Annotated in this window: 14 protein-coding genes; 7 read left to right on the top strand and 7 right to left on the bottom strand. The window is 63.8% G+C overall.

Annotation, left to right across the window (positions count from 1 at the left end):
* Window positions 1-44: 44 nt before the first annotated feature.
* The 3 genes from ABE423_RS01395 to ABE423_RS01385 all read left to right on the top strand — a co-directional run bounded on the left by ABE423_RS01395 (window position 45) and on the right by ABE423_RS01385 (window position 2,770).
* Window positions 45-635, top strand: coding sequence for a TetR/AcrR family transcriptional regulator (locus tag ABE423_RS01395; RefSeq protein ID WP_346484678.1), 591 nt, complete (start codon window positions 45-47; stop codon window positions 633-635).
* Complete coding sequence (locus tag ABE423_RS01390) at window positions 632-1,666, top strand: heparan-alpha-glucosaminide N-acetyltransferase domain-containing protein (protein ID WP_346484677.1); 1,035 nt, start codon at window positions 632-634, stop codon at window positions 1,664-1,666. The genes ABE423_RS01395 and ABE423_RS01390 overlap by 4 nt, the downstream gene beginning before the upstream one ends.
* A gap of 99 nt (window positions 1,667-1,765) precedes the next feature.
* On the top strand, window positions 1,766-2,770 hold the full coding sequence (locus ABE423_RS01385; protein ID WP_032129733.1) for an aminoglycoside phosphotransferase family protein: 1,005 nt from the start codon (window positions 1,766-1,768) through the stop codon (window positions 2,768-2,770).
* A gap of 141 nt (window positions 2,771-2,911) precedes the next feature.
* Here ABE423_RS01385 and ABE423_RS01380 read toward each other — a convergent pair whose 3' ends face one another.
* The 7 genes from ABE423_RS01380 to ABE423_RS01350 all read right to left on the bottom strand — a co-directional run bounded on the left by ABE423_RS01380 (window position 2,912) and on the right by ABE423_RS01350 (window position 9,629).
* Window positions 2,912-3,799, bottom strand: coding sequence for a DMT family transporter (locus tag ABE423_RS01380; RefSeq protein ID WP_346484721.1), 888 nt, complete (start codon window positions 3,797-3,799; stop codon window positions 2,912-2,914).
* A 32-nt stretch (window positions 3,800-3,831) separates the two neighbouring features.
* Window positions 3,832-4,893, bottom strand: coding sequence for a UDP-N-acetylmuramate dehydrogenase (murB, locus tag ABE423_RS01375; RefSeq protein ID WP_153854962.1), 1,062 nt, complete (start codon window positions 4,891-4,893; stop codon window positions 3,832-3,834).
* Between the two features lie 8 nt (window positions 4,894-4,901).
* Window positions 4,902-5,957 carry a quinone-dependent dihydroorotate dehydrogenase gene (locus ABE423_RS01370; protein WP_032127499.1) on the bottom strand — a complete coding sequence of 352 codons (1,056 nt, stop codon included), beginning with the start codon at window positions 5,955-5,957 and terminating at the stop codon, window positions 4,902-4,904.
* 8 nt (window positions 5,958-5,965) lie between these two features.
* The gene (locus tag ABE423_RS01365) at window positions 5,966-6,736 is read right to left on the bottom strand and encodes a class I SAM-dependent methyltransferase (protein ID WP_346484676.1); all 771 of its coding nucleotides are present in this window, start codon (window positions 6,734-6,736) and stop codon (window positions 5,966-5,968) included.
* A gap of 5 nt (window positions 6,737-6,741) precedes the next feature.
* Window positions 6,742-7,026 (bottom strand): DUF4190 domain-containing protein, encoded by a 285-nt coding sequence (locus ABE423_RS01360; RefSeq protein WP_010484694.1) that lies wholly within the window; start codon window positions 7,024-7,026, stop codon window positions 6,742-6,744.
* Window positions 7,027-7,246: 220 nt separating this feature from the next.
* Window positions 7,247-8,056, bottom strand: coding sequence for an SDR family oxidoreductase (locus ABE423_RS01355; protein ID WP_346484675.1), 810 nt, complete (start codon window positions 8,054-8,056; stop codon window positions 7,247-7,249).
* Between the two features lie 40 nt (window positions 8,057-8,096).
* A complete protein-coding gene (locus tag ABE423_RS01350) occupies window positions 8,097-9,629 on the bottom strand; it encodes an aldehyde dehydrogenase family protein (RefSeq protein ID WP_049398541.1) in 1,533 nt (510 codons plus the stop codon).
* Between the two features lie 430 nt (window positions 9,630-10,059).
* Here ABE423_RS01350 and ABE423_RS01345 point away from each other — a divergent pair, with 430 nt between their 5' ends.
* The 4 genes from ABE423_RS01345 (at window position 10,060) to ABE423_RS01330 (ending at window position 15,961) form a co-directional block, all read left to right on the top strand.
* Entirely contained in the window at window positions 10,060-11,517 is a 1,458-nt protein-coding gene (locus ABE423_RS01345; protein WP_346484674.1) for an undecaprenyl-phosphate glucose phosphotransferase, read from the top strand.
* Window positions 11,518-11,669: 152 nt separating this feature from the next.
* Window positions 11,670-12,104 carry a low molecular weight protein-tyrosine-phosphatase gene (locus tag ABE423_RS01340; protein WP_346484673.1) on the top strand — a complete coding sequence of 145 codons (435 nt, stop codon included), beginning with the start codon at window positions 11,670-11,672 and terminating at the stop codon, window positions 12,102-12,104.
* Window positions 12,105-12,162: 58 nt separating this feature from the next.
* Complete coding sequence (locus tag ABE423_RS01335; RefSeq protein WP_346484672.1) at window positions 12,163-14,373, top strand: polysaccharide biosynthesis tyrosine autokinase; 2,211 nt, start codon at window positions 12,163-12,165, stop codon at window positions 14,371-14,373.
* Window positions 14,374-14,509: 136 nt separating this feature from the next.
* Window positions 14,510-15,961 carry a lipopolysaccharide biosynthesis protein gene (locus ABE423_RS01330; protein WP_346484671.1) on the top strand — a complete coding sequence of 484 codons (1,452 nt, stop codon included), beginning with the start codon at window positions 14,510-14,512 and terminating at the stop codon, window positions 15,959-15,961.
* The last annotated feature ends 33 nt before the right edge of the window (window positions 15,962-15,994 follow it).

Below are 15,994 nucleotides of genomic sequence, written 5' to 3'. Positions count from 1 at the left end.
TTGCCAGCTTCTAATTGGACGAACGTTCGTTCACTATTTGTGCCATGAACCGAGCCGACCGCAACGAGCAACGCATCGCGCAGATCCTGCAGGCCGCCTTGCAGTGCTTCCTCGTGAAGGGATTCCACCAGACCAGCATGCGTGACATCGCGCAGGCGGCCAGCGTCAGCCTGGGCAATCTCTACAACCACTTCCCGGGCAAGGAGGCGATCATCCTTGCGGTGGCGGTGGCCGAGAGCGAAGAACTGGCACCGTTGCTGCAGCGACTGGCCGCGTCCGATGGCGAACGCACACAGGTGATGGCCTTCCTGCAGGACTTCCACGCACTGTGCCGGCAGCCGGAGTGGGCAACACTTGCAGTGGAGGTGCTGGCCGAGAGTGCACGCAATCCGGCCGTCGCCGAGGCCTTCGCGGCCAATCGCAGGCAATTGCAGGCGACGCTGGCCGAAGCCCTGCAGCAGATGGCACAGCGCGAACGTCGGCGTCCCGTACTGGCGCCGGCACTGCAGGCGCAGGTGCTGCTGGATGCCATCGAAAGCGATGCGCTGCGTCGGGGGCTGGGCGAAGCCGAGGGCACCGATGAAGCATCGCTGGATCTTGGCCTGCTCGCGCTGCTGCTGGGGGCGCGTGCATGAGCGCCGTGGACCGGCGGCTGCACGGCCTGGATCTGGCACGCTACCTGGCACTGGCCGGCATGGTGCTGGTGAATTTCCGTCTGGCGATGGCCGTGCCGGCAGAGGGTGAGGGTTGGCTGGCAGGGTTCTTCCATCTGCTGGAAGGCAAGGCTTCGGCGACGTTCGTTACGCTGGCTGGCTTGGGCCTGGTGTTGGCCACGCAGCGGCAAGGGTGGTGGCCGGCCAGCGTGCAGACCTGGAGGCGCGCGCTGTTCCTGATGGTGCTGGGCCTGCTCAACCTGACCCTGTTCCCGGCCGATATCCTGCACTACTACGCGGTGTACTTCGCGCTGGCGGTGGTGTGGCTGCGTGCCTCGCCGCGGGTGTTGCTGGCCAGCATCGTGGGCCTGGCGGCCTGTTCGTTCTGGGCGTTGCTGCATTGGGATTACAGCCAGGGATGGAACTGGCAGACCCTGGAATACGCCGGTCTGTGGCAATGGCCGGGCGCGGCCCGCAACCTGCTGTTCAATGGCTTCCACCCGTTGATGCCGTGGGTGTGCTTCTTCCTGCTGGGCATGCTGCTGGCGCGCCTTCCGTTGTCGCAGCCGCGGGTGCAGCATGCATTGCTGGTGCTGGGGCTGCTGCTGATCGGCGCCGGCCAAGGCGTGCAGCATATTGCGCAGGGAACGCCGTGGCAGGCGTGGCTGGGAACGCAGCCGATGCCGCCGGGACCCGCCTACGTGCTTACTGGTGCGGGCGCGGCCTGCAGTGTCATCGCCGCCTGCCTGTGGCTGGCACGGGTACATCCGGGCGACTGGCTGGAGCCGTTCACCGCAGCCGGGCGCATGACCCTGACCCTGTACGTGGGTCACATCCTGCTGGGCATGGGCACGCTGGAAAGCCTGGGCCTGCTTGATGGCAGTGCTTCGCTCGCGTCGGTGCTGTTGTGGGCGCTGCTGTTCCTGATGCTGGCGACCGCTGCGGCGTGGCTGTGGTCATGGCAGTTCGCGCGCGGTCCGCTGGAGGCGGTGATGCGCCGTATTGCAGGCTAGTTCTTTGGTCGTGCCGAGGTGATGTTGTGACGGACATGTCTGTGTCGTGGCGAGCGCATCTGCGATAGTGGCGGCAGGTAACACTTTCCGCTTGCATCCATGTCATTCGCTTCGGCGCAGCATCTCGGCGAAGTCCTGCAACAATCCTATGGCATCACCCCCACCGCCGTGGTGCCACGCCCGGTGGGCGCCGACGCCAATGCCAGCGTGTATCGCGTCGATGCGCGGCACGGGCAGTGGTGGTTGAAATGCCGCACCTACCAGGTCGACCCATCGGTGTGGGACAGCCTGCACTGGATGCGCGGCACGTTGGGTATCGATGAGATCGTCGCGCCGTGGCCGGCACTGACCGGTGGTGCGTCGGTACAGCGCTGGGGATTGCAGTTCACCCTGTTCCCTTACGTGGAAGGCCAGTCCGGGTTCGAGGCGGCGTTGAGCCGCACGCAGTGGAAACGACTGGGTGAGGTGCTGCGGCGCCTGCACGGCGCGCAGCTGCCAGCGGAACTGCAGCAGGCGCTGCCGATCGTCCGGCTGGAAACCGCGGCGCTGGAGACCGTCGGGCAGTGGTTGGCCGGCGAGGGTCTGGCGGCCGCGAAGGACGGGCTGGGCCGCGCATTCGTTTCGGTATGGGACCAGCAGCATGCGCGCATCGCGGCGCTGCATTCACAGGCACGGGAACTGCTCGCGACCTTGCAGGACGTGCCGGTAGACCTGCACCTGTGCCACACCGATCTGCATGCCGGCAACCTGCTGATGGGCAATGACGGGGGCCTGCACCTGATTGATTGGGATGGCCTGTCGCTGGCACCGCGCGAGCGCGACCTGATGTTCATCGGTGCGGCAGTTGGCGGGCGCTGGGGGCGCGAGAATCCGCTGGGCTTCGAGGACGGCTACGGCAGCGACCGCGGCGACCCGCGCTGGATCGCCTGGTACCGGCACTGGCGCATCCTGCAGGACCTGATCGAGTTCCAGCAGGTGCTGCTGGGCAGCGATGGTGAGGAGCGCTCGCCGCAACTGCGCCGGCAGTCGCTGCATTACCTGGGCGAGCAGTTCGCGCCGGGCAATGTGTTCGATGCGGCGGAGCGGGTGTATCGCGCGTTGTAAATGCACGTCACCTGCCATGGGTGAACCGTCGCGCTTCGCGCGATGAGTCGAGCATGGCTCGACTCTACAGTTACGCTCGGCAGCTCTTTGTGCCGCCATCGTTGATCGGGCGGACAGGAATCATCCGCGCATGGCGCGGATCTACTCGGCGGGCTTGGCTGCCGCCGAGGCCGCTGCGCTTGCGGCGCGGCGCGACAGCACGGCCTCGCGATGGGCGATGTAGGCGTTGGCGGCGAGGATGATGCCGGCACCGATGATGGTCCAGCGGTCCACCGTTTCGTTGAACAGCAGCCAGCCACACAACGTGACCAGCGGCAGCTGCAGGAAGCTGATCGGGGTCAGTGCCGAGACTTCACCCAGGCGCAGCGCACGCGTCCACAGCAGCTGGCCGATGGTGCCCAGCACGCCGGTGGCCAGCAGCCACAGCCACGCCATGCCGGTGGGCCAGACCCAGACGAACACTGCCGGGATCAGCGACAGCGGCACCCAGAACACGTAGGTATAGAGCACCACGGTGTCGGCGCTGTCGATGCGGGTCAGCTGCTTGATCTGGATCGCCACCAGCGAACTCAGCACGGCGGCGGCCACCGCGACCAGGCTGCCAGCGGTGAAACCGGCGGTGCCGGGGCGCACGATCACCAGCACGCCGATGAAGCCGACAACCACCGCCGCCCAGCGACGCACGCGCACGGTCTCGCCCAGCCACAGCACGGCGGCAATGGTGACGAACAGAGGGGTGGAGTACGAAAGCGAGACCGCCTGCGCCAACGGCAGATGGCCCAATGCCCAGAAGGCGCACAGCATCGAACCCAGGCCGATCGCACTGCGCACGAAGTAGCGCGGCAGCTGCTGGGTTTTCAGCGGCGCGTGGCCTGGCCGCAGCAGCATCGGCAGCAACGCCAGCAGGCCGAAGGCATTGCGGAAGAACGCCACTTCCTGGGTGGGCACGTAGCGCGTGGCATAGCGGATCGCCACGGCCATCAGGCCGAATGCCATCGTGCTGCCGAGCATCAGCAGCGCCGCCCGCATCGGGGTGGCGCTGGGGGAGAGGGCGGGGGTGTTCACCACTGTGCGCCGAGCAGGCGGGGCTCCGGTTCGATCGGCACGCCGAACTTCTCCAGCACGGAAGCAGAGATGCGTCGCGCCAGCGCCAGCAGTTCAGCGCCGGTGGCGTTGCCGTGGTTGACCAGCACCAGTGCGTGGCTCGGCGCCACGCCAGCATCGCCTTCGCGGAAGCCCTTCCAGCCGCAGGACTCGATCATCCATGCCGCCGAGACCTTGCGCTTGCCGTCCTGGTCGGACGGGAACACCGGCAGCTCGGGGAAGTGCTGCAGCAGCACGTCGACCTGTTCCAGCGGCAGCACCGGGTTCTTGAAGAAGCTGCCGGCGTTGCCCAGTACATCCGGGTCGGGCAGCTTGCGGCGGCGGATCGCGATCACCGCATTGGCCACGTCCACCGCACTGGGCAGCTCCACACCCTGTGCCTGTAGTTCCTCGCGGATGCCGGCGTAGTCCATGCGCAGGTCATGCAGCAGTGGCAGCTTCAGTTCGATGGCGGTGATCAGGTAGCGGTCCATCTGCTGCTTGAACACGCTGTCGCGGTAGGCGAAGCCACACTGTTCGTTGTCCAGCCGCACCCAGGCCTGCTCCTGGCAGTCCCAGGCTTCGACGGCCTGGATGAACTCGCCGACCTGCGCGCCGTAGGCGCCGATGTTCTGGATCGGCGCGGCACCGGCGGTGCCGGGAATCAGGGCCAGGTTTTCCAGGCCGGACAGGCCTTCCTGCAGCGACCACATCACCAGGCCGTGCCACGGCACACCGGCACCGGCGCGGATCACGGCATGGTCGGCGCGATGCTCGAGGAAGCTGATGTCACGGTTGCCGAACACCAGCACGGTGCCCGGCAGATCCTCGGCGATCAGCACGTTGCTGCCGGCACCCAGCACCAGCAGCGGGCCGCTGGCCACCTCGGGCAGTGCCAATACCTCCGGCAGCAGCGCGGGATCGTGCAGTTCCAGCAGCTGAGCGGCGCTGGCCTGCACATGGAAAGTGTTCAGCGCCTGCAGCGGCGCATTGCGGGTGAGCGTCCAGCGCAGCGGGGCGTTGCCGTCGACGGTATCCATGGGCGCGCTCACAGCGGCGCCACCGCGCCGCGGCTCGGCGCTTCGCGGCGGCGACGGATCGCCTCCACGCATTCGGAGACCAGCGCCGGGCCGCGGAAGATCAGGCCGCTGTAGCACTGCACCAGTGCCGCGCCTGCAGCCATCTTGGCCACGGCATCGGCGCCGGACAGGATGCCGCCGACGCCGATCAGCGGCACCGATTCGGGCAGGCGCGAGCGCAGGCGGCGCAGTACCAGGGTGGACTGCTCCAGCACCGGCGCGCCGGACAGGCCACCGGCCTCGTTGGCCAGCGGGTCGCCAGCCACCTTGCTGTGGTCGATGGTGGTGTTGGTGGCGATCACGCCGTCCACCTGCAGTTCGCCCAGTACGCGGGCAGCGGCATCGATGTCGCGCTCGCTCAGGTCGGGTGCCACCTTGACCAGCATCGGCACGCGGCGACCGTGGCGGGCAGCGAGATCTTCCTGGCGGTCGCGCAGCTGGCTGACCAGCTGGCGCAGCGCGGTTTCTTCCTGCAGTTCACGCAGGCCGGCGGTGTTGGGCGAGGAGATGTTGACGGTGATGTAGTCGGCCAGCGGGTACACCTTGTCCAGGCAGGCGATGTAATCGTCCACGGCCTGTTCGTTCGGGGTGTCCTTGTTCTTGCCGATGTTGATGCCGAGCAGGCCGCGGCGGTTGCGCGCGCGCTCGACGTTGCGCACCAGCGCGTCCACGCCCGCATTGTTGAAGCCCATGCGGTTGATGATCGCGTTGTGTTCCGGCAGGCGGAACAGGCGCGGCTGCGGGTTACCGGCCTGCGGGCGCGGGGTGATGGTGCCGATTTCGACGAAGCCGAAACCCAGCGCGAACAGCGCATCGATGTGCTCGCCATTCTTGTCCAGGCCGGCGGCCAGGCCGACCGGATTGGGGAAGGTCAACCCGAACACCGTGCTGGGCATCGGCGCGATGCGTGCGGCCAGCAGCGGCGTGGTGCCGGTGCGGTAGGCCAGGTCCAGGGCGGACAGGCCAAGGCCGTGGGCGCGCTCGGCGTCGAGCGAGAACAGGAAGGGGCGGGCAAGCGAATACATGCGTCGGTTCAGTCCAGCGTGCCGAGGAAGGCTCGGGTTCGATATTCAAAAGCGACCTGGCCGTCGACCGCGTGGGCGGCGAACAGGTCCTGCAGAGCGTCGATCATCGGCGCGTGGCGCGGATGACCGGCTTGCGGGGCATAGGAGGAGGACAGCAGGCGCCCGCGCAGGGCATCGAAGTCCAGGTGCTGCACGTTCGGCAGCTCGACCATGCCGCGCAGGCCGGGGCCGAACCAGGCCTGCATGGTGGCATCGTCCTGGTAGCGCTCGGCCACGGCGGAGTAGTCGGTGCCGTAATCCAGCAGCAGCTGTTCGTAGCCGACCAGGAACGGACTGGCATCGAGCAGGCGCGAATTCCAGTAGATCAGTGCCTGGCCGCCGGGGCGCAAGATGCGCTGCCATTCGGCGCGTACCGCTACGGTGTCGAACCAGTGGAAGGCCTGCGCGACGCTGACCAGATCGACGCTGGCGTCGTCCAATGTGGTGGCTTCGGCGCGGCCGTCGACCGCGCGGAACTGCGGGTACTGCGGGGCCAGCCATTCCTCGGCCGCGCCACGCATGGCGGCGTTGGGTTCAACCGCCACCAGCGGATGGCCGCTGGCCAGGAATAGGCGACTGGAAATACCGGTACCGGCGCCGATGTCGGCGACCAGCGCCTCGCGGCTGACGCCCATCGGGCCGTGCAGCCATTCCAGCAGCGCGGGTGGGTAATCGGGCCGGTAGCGGACGTAATCGGCGACGCGGCTGCTGAAGCGTTCAGTGCTGTCGGAGGCGGTCATGGCAGTCAGTTCGACATCGCAGCGAGCCAGGCCAGGCCGCCGAAGAACAGGATGAAGACCAGGATGGCGGCGATCACCGCGCCGACCATCACCCAGCCCAGTACCAGACCGGTGACGGCCAGGCCATCGCCTTCCAGTTCATGCGGGCGGCGGCGGATCTCGGCGCGGGCCATGTGGCCGGTGATGATGGCCACGATGCTGGCCACGAAGGGCAGGACGGTCCAGCTGGCGATGCCCATGACCAGGCTGACCACGGCCAGGGCGCTTGTCTGTCGGGGTGCCACGCTCATCGGGGTCCTCCTTGGCAGTGTGCACATGATAGTGCCTCTGCCCGGGCAATCCCATGCCCGGCGGATGCGATGGTGGGCGTCGACCTTGGTCGACGAAGGGCATTCCAGCTGTGGTAGACGTCGACCTTGGTCGACGAAAGGCATTCCAGCCGTGGTAGGCGTCGACCTTGGTCGACGAAAGGCATGCCAACCAAGGTTGGCAACTACCGGAGTGCCGGTGTCAGCCCATCAACACCTGGCCACCATCCACGTTGAGCACATGGCCGGTGATCCAGCGCGCCAGGGGCGAGCACAGGAACAGGGCGGCATCGGCGATCTCACGCGGGTGGCCGAAGCGACCGAACGGAATCTTCGCCAGCGTACCGTGGTACAGGGCGGGATCTTCGGTGCGGCGGCGGTCCCAGAGGCCGTCATCGAACTCGATCGAGCCCGGTGCGATCGCGTTGACGCGGATCCGGTCCTTGGCCAGCGCGAGGGCCTGCGAGGTGGTGTAGTGCGAAAGCGCGGCCTTGGCGGCGGCGTAGGGTGCGCCACCGGGGCGCGGCTGCTGCGCGGCGATCGAAGAGAGATTGAGAATGCAGGCGTCACTGGACGCGCGCAGCCAAGGCAGGGCCAGGCGCGATGCACGCACGGCCGCCATCAGGTCGATCTGCAGGCTGGCGGCCCAGCCGTCCTCGTCGTCGGCCATGCCGTAGCCAGTGGCGTTGTTGACCAGCACATCGATGCCACCGAGTGCATCGGCGGCGGCCTGCAGCCAGGCCTGGATCTGGCCGGGGTCGGCCAGATCGGCGGAGAACGTGTGCAGTTCGAAGCCCTGCACCCGTGCATCGGCACGCAGGGCATCCAGACCGGCCTGGCCGCGCGCGCAGACCGAGACCTGCGCACCGGCGCCGGCAAACGCCAGCGCCATTTCACGGCCAATGCCCTTGCTGCCGCCGGCGATCAGCACACAGCGGCCGGTGAAATCAATCACCGGCTTGCCAGCCTGAAGAGCCGAGCCATGCTCGGCTGCATTTCCTGCGGTGTTCATGGCGCATCCTGCCGAGCATGGCTCGGCACTACAGAAAGCGTTACAGGTCGAACTTGATGCCCTGGGCCAGCGGCAGCGAATCCGAGTAGTTGATGGTGTTGGTCTGGCGACGCATGTAGACCTTCCATGCATCCGAGCCGGACTCGCGACCACCGCCGGTGTCCTTCTCGCCACCGAAGGCACCACCGATCTCCGCACCGGACGTGCCGATGTTGATGTTGGCGATGCCGCAGTCGCTGCCGGCCGCCGACAGGAACTTCTCGGCGGTCTTCAGGTTCTGGGTGAAGATCGAGGACGACAGGCCCTGCGGCACGCCGTTCTGCATGTCGATGGCTTCGTCGATGCTGTCGTACGGCATCACGTACAGGATAGGCGCGAAGGTCTCATGCTGGACCACGGCGTCGCTGTTCTTCAGGCCCGAGACGATCGCCGGCAGCACGAAGTTGCCTGCGCGGTCGATGCGGGTGCCGCCGGTTTCGATGGTGCCGCCGGCCGCCTTGGCCTGGGCGATGGCATCGAGGAACTGCTGCACGGCGCCATCGCTGTTCAGCGGGCCCATCAGGTTGGCGGCATCGGTCGGGTCGCCGATCTTGCCTTCCACCTGCTTATAGGCCTTGACCAGCGTGGCCAGCACGTCGGCATAGATCGAGCGGTGCACGATCAGGCGGCGGGTGGTGGTGCAGCGCTGGCCGGCGGTACCGACGGCGCCGAACACGATGCCCGGCACGGCCAGCTTCAGGTCGGCGGTTTCGTCCAGGATGATGGCGTTGTTGCCACCCAGCTCCAGCAGGCAGCGGCCGAGGCGGCGCGCAACCTTTTCGTTGACGGTGCGGCCAACCTGGGTCGAGCCGGTGAAGCTGATCAGCGGCACGCGGCGGTCATCGACCATCTTCTCCGACAGCGCAGTGCCGGCATCGTTGATCAGGAAGAAGATGTCCGGGAAGCCGGCTTCACGCAGGGCGTCGTTGCAGATCTTCAGCGAGGCGATGGCGGTCAGCGGCGTCTTGTTGGACGGCTTCCAGATGCACACGTCGCCGCAGATGGCGGCCAGGAACGAGTTCCAGCTCCACACCGCGACCGGGAAGTTGAAGGCCGAGATGATGCCGACCAGGCCCAGCGGGTGGTACTGCTCGTACATGCGGTGGCCGGGGCGCTCGGAATGCATGGTGTAGCCGTACAGCATGCGGCTCTGACCCACGGCGAAATCGGCGATGTCGATCATCTCCTGCACTTCGCCGTCGCCTTCGGGCTTGCTCTTGCCCATTTCCAGCGCAACCAGCGAGCCCAGGGCGTCCTTGTGCTTGCGCAGCGCTTCACCGCACAGGCGCACGGCTTCACCGCGGCGCGGAGCCGGCGTGGTGCGCCAGACCTTGAAAGCTTCCTGGGCGCGGGCGACGACGGTCTCGTACTCGGCCTCGGTGGTCGCGCGGACCTGCGCGATCGGCTCGCCGGTGGTCGGGTTGACCGGGGTGATCAGCTCACCGCTGGTCGCGCTCGACCACTCCCCGTTGCCCAGGTACGTGCCAGCGTTGATCGCGTCCAGGCCAAGGGACTTGAGCAGCTCGGAAGACATGCAGACTCCTGTGTTTCGTTACGTTGTTTGGCGCCATCGCGGGCAGGTGGGGGACGCGATGAACAGAACCGCCGATGGTAGCAGAGGGAGGTTGCTGGGCTTTGGTGCGGTGCGGGGTGGGGTGAGCTCGAGACTGTCAATTTGCCGACATGCGATCCGGACGTGGATGGATGATTTCGACGCAAAATGACGCACATTGACTTATTGTGATACATATGAAATTCACAATAATTCTAGGGACTTACGTAACTTCCTGACGATATCTTCAGTCAGTCCCCGACTTGACGTTCCTATCTTTTGCTTCGGACTTCATTCACAATCCCTCCACATTTAATTGACGCAGCCTCGATATTTCCGTGCTGGGTGGGGAGTCCATGCACGTGACCGCGGACGCTCCGGCGTCCGGTCGAGCAGGTATTGGAGAAGTGCTTTGCTACATGGATCAGTAGAAGACCTTCCCGCAGAGCGGGCCCGGGCGGGTCGCCGCCGCGTCGAGGCCCGAGCCGCCCTCGAGTTGGGGTTGCGCTTGGGCGATCTGTTGCTGCTGCCGGGTATGGCGGTGCTCTCCCACATTCTGCTGAACGGAGCAGGCGCGCCGGATTCCTCCCAGCGCATCGTGTTCGGCGCGGTGATCCTCAGCGCCATCGTTTGCTTCTCTGTAGCGCCGATGTACCGCAACTGGCGGATCCGTGGCCTTCTGGCTGATCTTTGGCTGTTGTTGCTGGCCTGGTCTGGCACCTTCGCGTTGTTCTCGCTCTACGTCGTCTTGGTCGGACTTGCCGATGCGGTCCCCTCTACCTGGCTGATCGGCTGGTATGCCTTTGGCTTGGGCTCCATGGCTGCACTGCGCGTACTGCTGAGAGTGCAGTTGCATCGCTTGCGTTCACGCGGGATGGATCATGAGCGGATCCTGCTGGTCGGGCTGCGGGCGCCTGCCTTGAGGCTGCACCGTCTGCTGCGTGGGAAGCCAGAGCTTGGCAAAGACGTCATCGGCTATTTCGCCAGTGCGGGCGATATCGCCACCCGTCGCGGTGGGGACGCGCCGTGCCGGCTGGGGCGACTGGAAGACGTCCCGCAGTACATGGATCAGCACCGCGGCGAATTCGACCAGGTCTGGGTGTCGATGCCGATGGGGCACGCGGCCGCGATCAAGGACATGCTCAAGCAGATCGAGCGATTTCCGGTGCCGGTGCGCCTGATTCCGGATACCACGGGGCTGGGTGCGTTGAATCCCGGCGTACACCAAGTGGGTGACGTGCCGATGATCGGCGTGCGCCAGGGTCTGGTGGATCATCGCTTCCGCCTGTTCAAGCGGGTTGAGGACATCGTTGTGGCAGGCATTGCGGTGATCCTTCTGGCGCCGCTGTTTGCCGTGCTGGCCATCGGCGTGAAGCTGAGCTCACCGGGGCCGGTGCTTTTCCAGCAGAAACGTCATGGCCTTGGCGGTAAAGAGTTCTGGATGCTCAAGTTCCGCTCCATGCGTGTGCACGCGGAGGGGCAGGGGCAGATCACCCAGGCAACGCGCGGTGATCCGCGCGTCACCCGGTTTGGCGCCTTCCTGCGCCGCAGCAGCCTGGATGAATTGCCGCAGTTCTTCAATGTATTGGGCGGGCACATGTCAGTGGTGGGGCCGCGACCGCATGCGATCCAGCACAACGACCACTATGAGCGGGTGATCGAACGCTACATGCACCGTCACTACGTCAAGCCGGGCATTACGGGCTGGGCGCAGGTGCATGGGTTGCGTGGCGAGACGCCGGAGCTTCGCTCGATGAAGAAGCGTGTGCAGTACGACATCGACTACATCCGACGCTGGAGCCCGACGCTGGATATGCGGATCATCGTGCTGACGGCGTTGAAGGTGCTGGGGCAAAAATCGGCGTACTGAGGTGGCCGATTTTTGGAACTGCGACGTAATTCCATGAATCTGTTGGCGATTTCATCGCCTGTAATGTACTTGTAAGGTATGCTATTCGGCTGCCGCCGGCCTCGGGTGCTCTGGTCGCGCGCGCCGCAAGGAATGCCACAGGATCCAGGTCAGTGTTCAAGAACGTTCTTTTTGTATGTGTCGGCAACATCTGCCGCAGTCCCTCCGCAGAAGTGATGCTGCGCCAGGCGGTCGAGGGCAAGGGGATCCAGGTGTCCTCTGCTGGTCTCGGTGCGCTGGTTGGCCATGGCATTGATGCCACGGCGCAGGAGCTGCTGGTCGAGCAGGGCATGGATGGCCTGGCCCATCGCGCGCGCCAGATTGATGACGCCATCCTGGGAGCCGCTGATCTGGTGCTGACCATGGAGCGCAAGCACGTGCGTCGCATCGCCGAGATCGCGCCGCAGGCGTCAGGAAAAACTTTCCTGCTGGGCAAATGGCAGCAGGATCGGGAGATTCCCGATCCATACCGCCAACAGCGACCGGCGTTCGAGCATGTTTATAAGTTGATGGCCGAGGGTGTGGCGAGCTGGGCGCGGCACCTCTGAAGTCCCGCTGCGTATTCCAGTCCTGTAGCCCTTTCCCCGCATTGAAGACCCCCAATTCATGACCACTGAAGCCCGTACCTCCGCACCGGAAGACAGCGACGAGATCGATCTGCGCCAGCTGCTTGGAACCTTGATCGACTACAAGTGGTGGATCGTCGGCATTACCGGGCTCTTTTTCGTGGTTGCGGTGGCCTATGCGTTGCTGGCCACGCCGATCTATCGTGCGGACGCAATCGTCCAGGTTGAATCGAAGGTGCCTTCGTTGCCAGGCCTGTCGGATATCAGCCAGTCGTTGGGTATGGGCACTGGATCTGCAGAGGCAACCACCGAGATCGCACTGATTACTTCGCGTTCGGTGGTCGGTAGTGCGGTCGATGCGTTGAAGCTGGATATCACCATCGAGCCCAACCGCTTCCCGCTGCTGGGCGGCTACGTTGCGCGCAAGGCCGAGCGCGCAGATTCGGAAGCTCTGGCTGATGTGCGCTTTGGCATGAGCCGTTTCGGCTGGGGTGGCGAGAAGCTGGAGATCTTCCAGCTGGACGTGCCGCGCGCGCTGCAGGCGCGACCGATGACGTTGGTCGTCGGCGAGAACAACAGCTATGAACTGTTTGACGAGGATGACAATCTTCTATTGAAAGGGCAGGTCGGCAAGGTCGCGAGCGGGAAGGGGGTGACCGCGCAGGTTGCCGAGATGCGCGCGCATCCGGGTATGCACTTTGAAGTGTCGCGCCAGCGCCATCTGACGGTCATCAACGATCTGCAGAAGGACATTGCCGTGAGCGAGTCCGGCAAGGATTCTGGGATCCTAACCTTGGCCTATGAGAGTGCCGACCCGGTCCTGGCGCAGAACTTCCTGCAGCAGGTGGCGCAGGCTTATGTCCGCCAAAATGTCGAGCGCAATTCGGCCGAAGCCTCTGCGCAGCTGACCTTCGTCAAGGAGCAGCTGCCGAATGTCCGCAACCAGGTGGATGCGGCGCAGAAGGCGCTGAGTGCCTACCAGACGCGTGCGAACTCCGTGGATCTGACCCTGCAGACCAAGGGGCTGCTGGATCAGGAAGTGGCCGTGGAAACCAGCATCCAGCAGCTTCGCCTGCAGCAGGCGGAGATGGATCGCAAGTTCACCCGTGACCATCCAGCCTATCAGGCGCTGATGCGCCAGATTGGCGAGCTGGAAGGCCGTAAGAGCGGCTTCCAAGGCCAGGTCAAGCAGCTTCCGGAAGCCCAGCAGGAGCTGCTGCGCCTGACCCGCGACCTGCAGGTCAGCAATGAGATGTACACCGGTATGTTGAATCAGGCCCAGCAGTTGGACGTGGCCCGTGCCGGCACCGTTGGCAATGTGCGCATCGTCGATGCTGCCGAGGTCGATGCCACTACGCCGGTCAAGCCGCGCAAGGCGGTGGTGGTGCTGATCGGTACCGTTCTGGGCGCGTTCCTGTCGGTGGCGCTGGTACTGCTGAAGCAGCTGCTCAATCGCGGCGTGGAAGACCCCGCGCAGATCGAAGAGCTGGGTCTCCCGGTATATGCCTCGATTCCGGTGAGTACGCAGCAGCAGACCGATTCGGTCCGCGGCAAGTTCCGCGCCGACGGCAAGTTGCATCTGCTGGCGGTGAAAGACCCGGCCGACCTGGCCATCGAAGCGGTGCGCAGCCTGCGCACGAGCCTGCACTTCGCGCGTCTGGAAGCCAAGAACAACATGGTGCTGATCTCTGGCGCGAGCCCCAACGCCGGCAAGACATTCGTGTCCTCCAACCTCGCGGCGGTGATCGCGCAGGCCGGGCAGCGCGTGCTGATCATCGACGCCGACATGCGCAAGGGAACCCTGCACAAGGCGTTGGGTGCAGCGCAGACCCCGGGCCTGTCTGACCTTCTGGTGGGCAAGGTTGATCGTTCTCAGGTGGTGCGAAGCCTTCCGGGCTTGGACAATCTGAGCTTCATCACGCGTGGCGACGTTCCGCCGAATCCGTCGGAACTGCTGATGCACGCCAACTTCACTGCGTTGCTGGAAGAGCTGGCACCGCAGTACGACCTGGTCATTGTGGATACGCCGCCGATCCTGGCCGTTACCGATGCTGCGATCATTGCCCATCACGCCGGTACCTGCCTGATGGTGGCGCGCTTTGGCCTCAACCAGGCGAAGGAGCTGGCGCTCGCCAAGCGCCGCTTTGAGCAGAACAACGTGCGCATCAAGGGTGCGATCTTCAACGCTGTTCAACGGCGTTCTGCTGGTTACTATAGTTATGGATACTACGAGTACAAATCTACGAATTGACTTGGTTCGGTGGTGGACGCGGCTCAGTAGGTACAACTCGCGTCTTTTCGACCGGTTAACATAGATCTATCTACTCGACGTCGCGGCGTCAAGATTTGAGTCGCACTGAGTATTTTTACGGCGAATTGAGGAGTGCATGGCCGGTCCTGGTTGGGTAGCAGCTTCGCAGGCAGTCAGGATTGCCAGCCAGCTGATTGGCGTTCTCGTCGTGGCTAGGATTATCGGTCCCGCTGAGTACGGGATTATGGCCATGGCTGGAGTTGTGACGAATTTCGCAATGATCTTTAGGGATCTCGGAACGTCGTCCGCACTTATCCAGAGGGACGAGCTTGACCGTGAGACCAAGACAGCGGTCTTCTGGTTCAACTTGGCGGTCGGCGTGTCAATTGCAATGGTCGTCCTTGCGTTCGCGCCTTTCATCGCGCTGGCATTTGAAGCTCCGAAGCTGGTGGCCGTGTTGGCAATGCTTGCATTAGCCTTTCCGATTTCTAGTGCAGGAGCCGCTCATCAAGCCCTGCTTGAAAGAGATCAACGCTTTCGACCAGTGGCGAGTGGGGAGATTGCGGGTGCTCTCTTGGGGGCTCTTGTATGCATCGCAATGGCGCTGGCTGGCGCCGGTGTCTTCAGCCTTGTTGCGCAAGCACTGATTGCAGCCCTAGTACCCCTTATTGCAGTGTGGCGGGCGCTCAAGTGGCGTCCTTCAGCATTTCGGCGCTATCACATCCATAGCCTGAGGAAGGTCATGGGGTTTAGCTCACATCTTGTGGGATTTAACCTTATAAGTTATGCGTCCAGGAATGCCGACAGCGTTGTTGCTGGCCGAATGTTCGGGGCTGCGCCATTAGGCGCATACAGCCTCGCATATCGAGTAATGCTGTTCCCATTGCAGAGCTTAACATTCGTTGCTACGAGAGTGCTCTATCCGCGACTGTCTCGACTAAAGGGAGACTATAGGGCAGTAAGCGAGATTCACCTTGGTACTGTTAGGGCGATTGCTGCTCTAGTGGCTCCACTGATGGCCGGAATATGTGTTCTGCGCGAGGAATTCATACAAATTATTGCAGGCCCTGGGTGGGTTCTCGCGGCAAATATTCTTATTTGGTTGGCGCCGACAGGTTTTTTGCAGTCAATTTCCAGTACAACGAGTGTTGTATTTATGTCCATGGGAAAGACGAAGGAATTATTGGCGATTGCCTCGTTTTCCTCCCTTCTGCAGATAATTGCGGTAGTGGTGGGGGCATTCTATGGGATCGAGCAAATGGCGGCTGCATACTTTGTCGCCAATATTGTGGTGTTGGTGGTTAATGCGTGCAGCTGTCGGGTCATGTTGGGTGTGGGAATTCTTGAGCCATTTGGCGCTCTAGTTCCCCCAGTTCTTTCGGCTGCGATGATGGCATTGCTGATATTCGCAGTTAAGGGGCGGGTTGCTGATTATTTTGGTGGGTCGATTTTTATTTCTTTGGTTGTCAGCGTTACCATCGGATCTGCGGTGTATCTGTTGCTGCTCTGGTTGATTTCGCCATCCTTTTTCCGTGCCTTGCTTGTCCTTTTTCGGAATAATTCGGAATCTCGTGAAAAAAATGATTAAATCTGATCGATTCCAATTTTCTGGCATCAATGG

Origin of the sequence: Stenotrophomonas sp. TWI1409 (genome assembly GCF_039673015.1) — a bacterium.
Taxonomy (GTDB): Bacteria; Pseudomonadota; Gammaproteobacteria; order Xanthomonadales; family Xanthomonadaceae; genus Stenotrophomonas; species Stenotrophomonas maltophilia_A.
The sequence above is the reverse complement of the archived record's forward strand: the minus strand, read 5'-3'. Positions and strand labels throughout refer to the sequence as shown.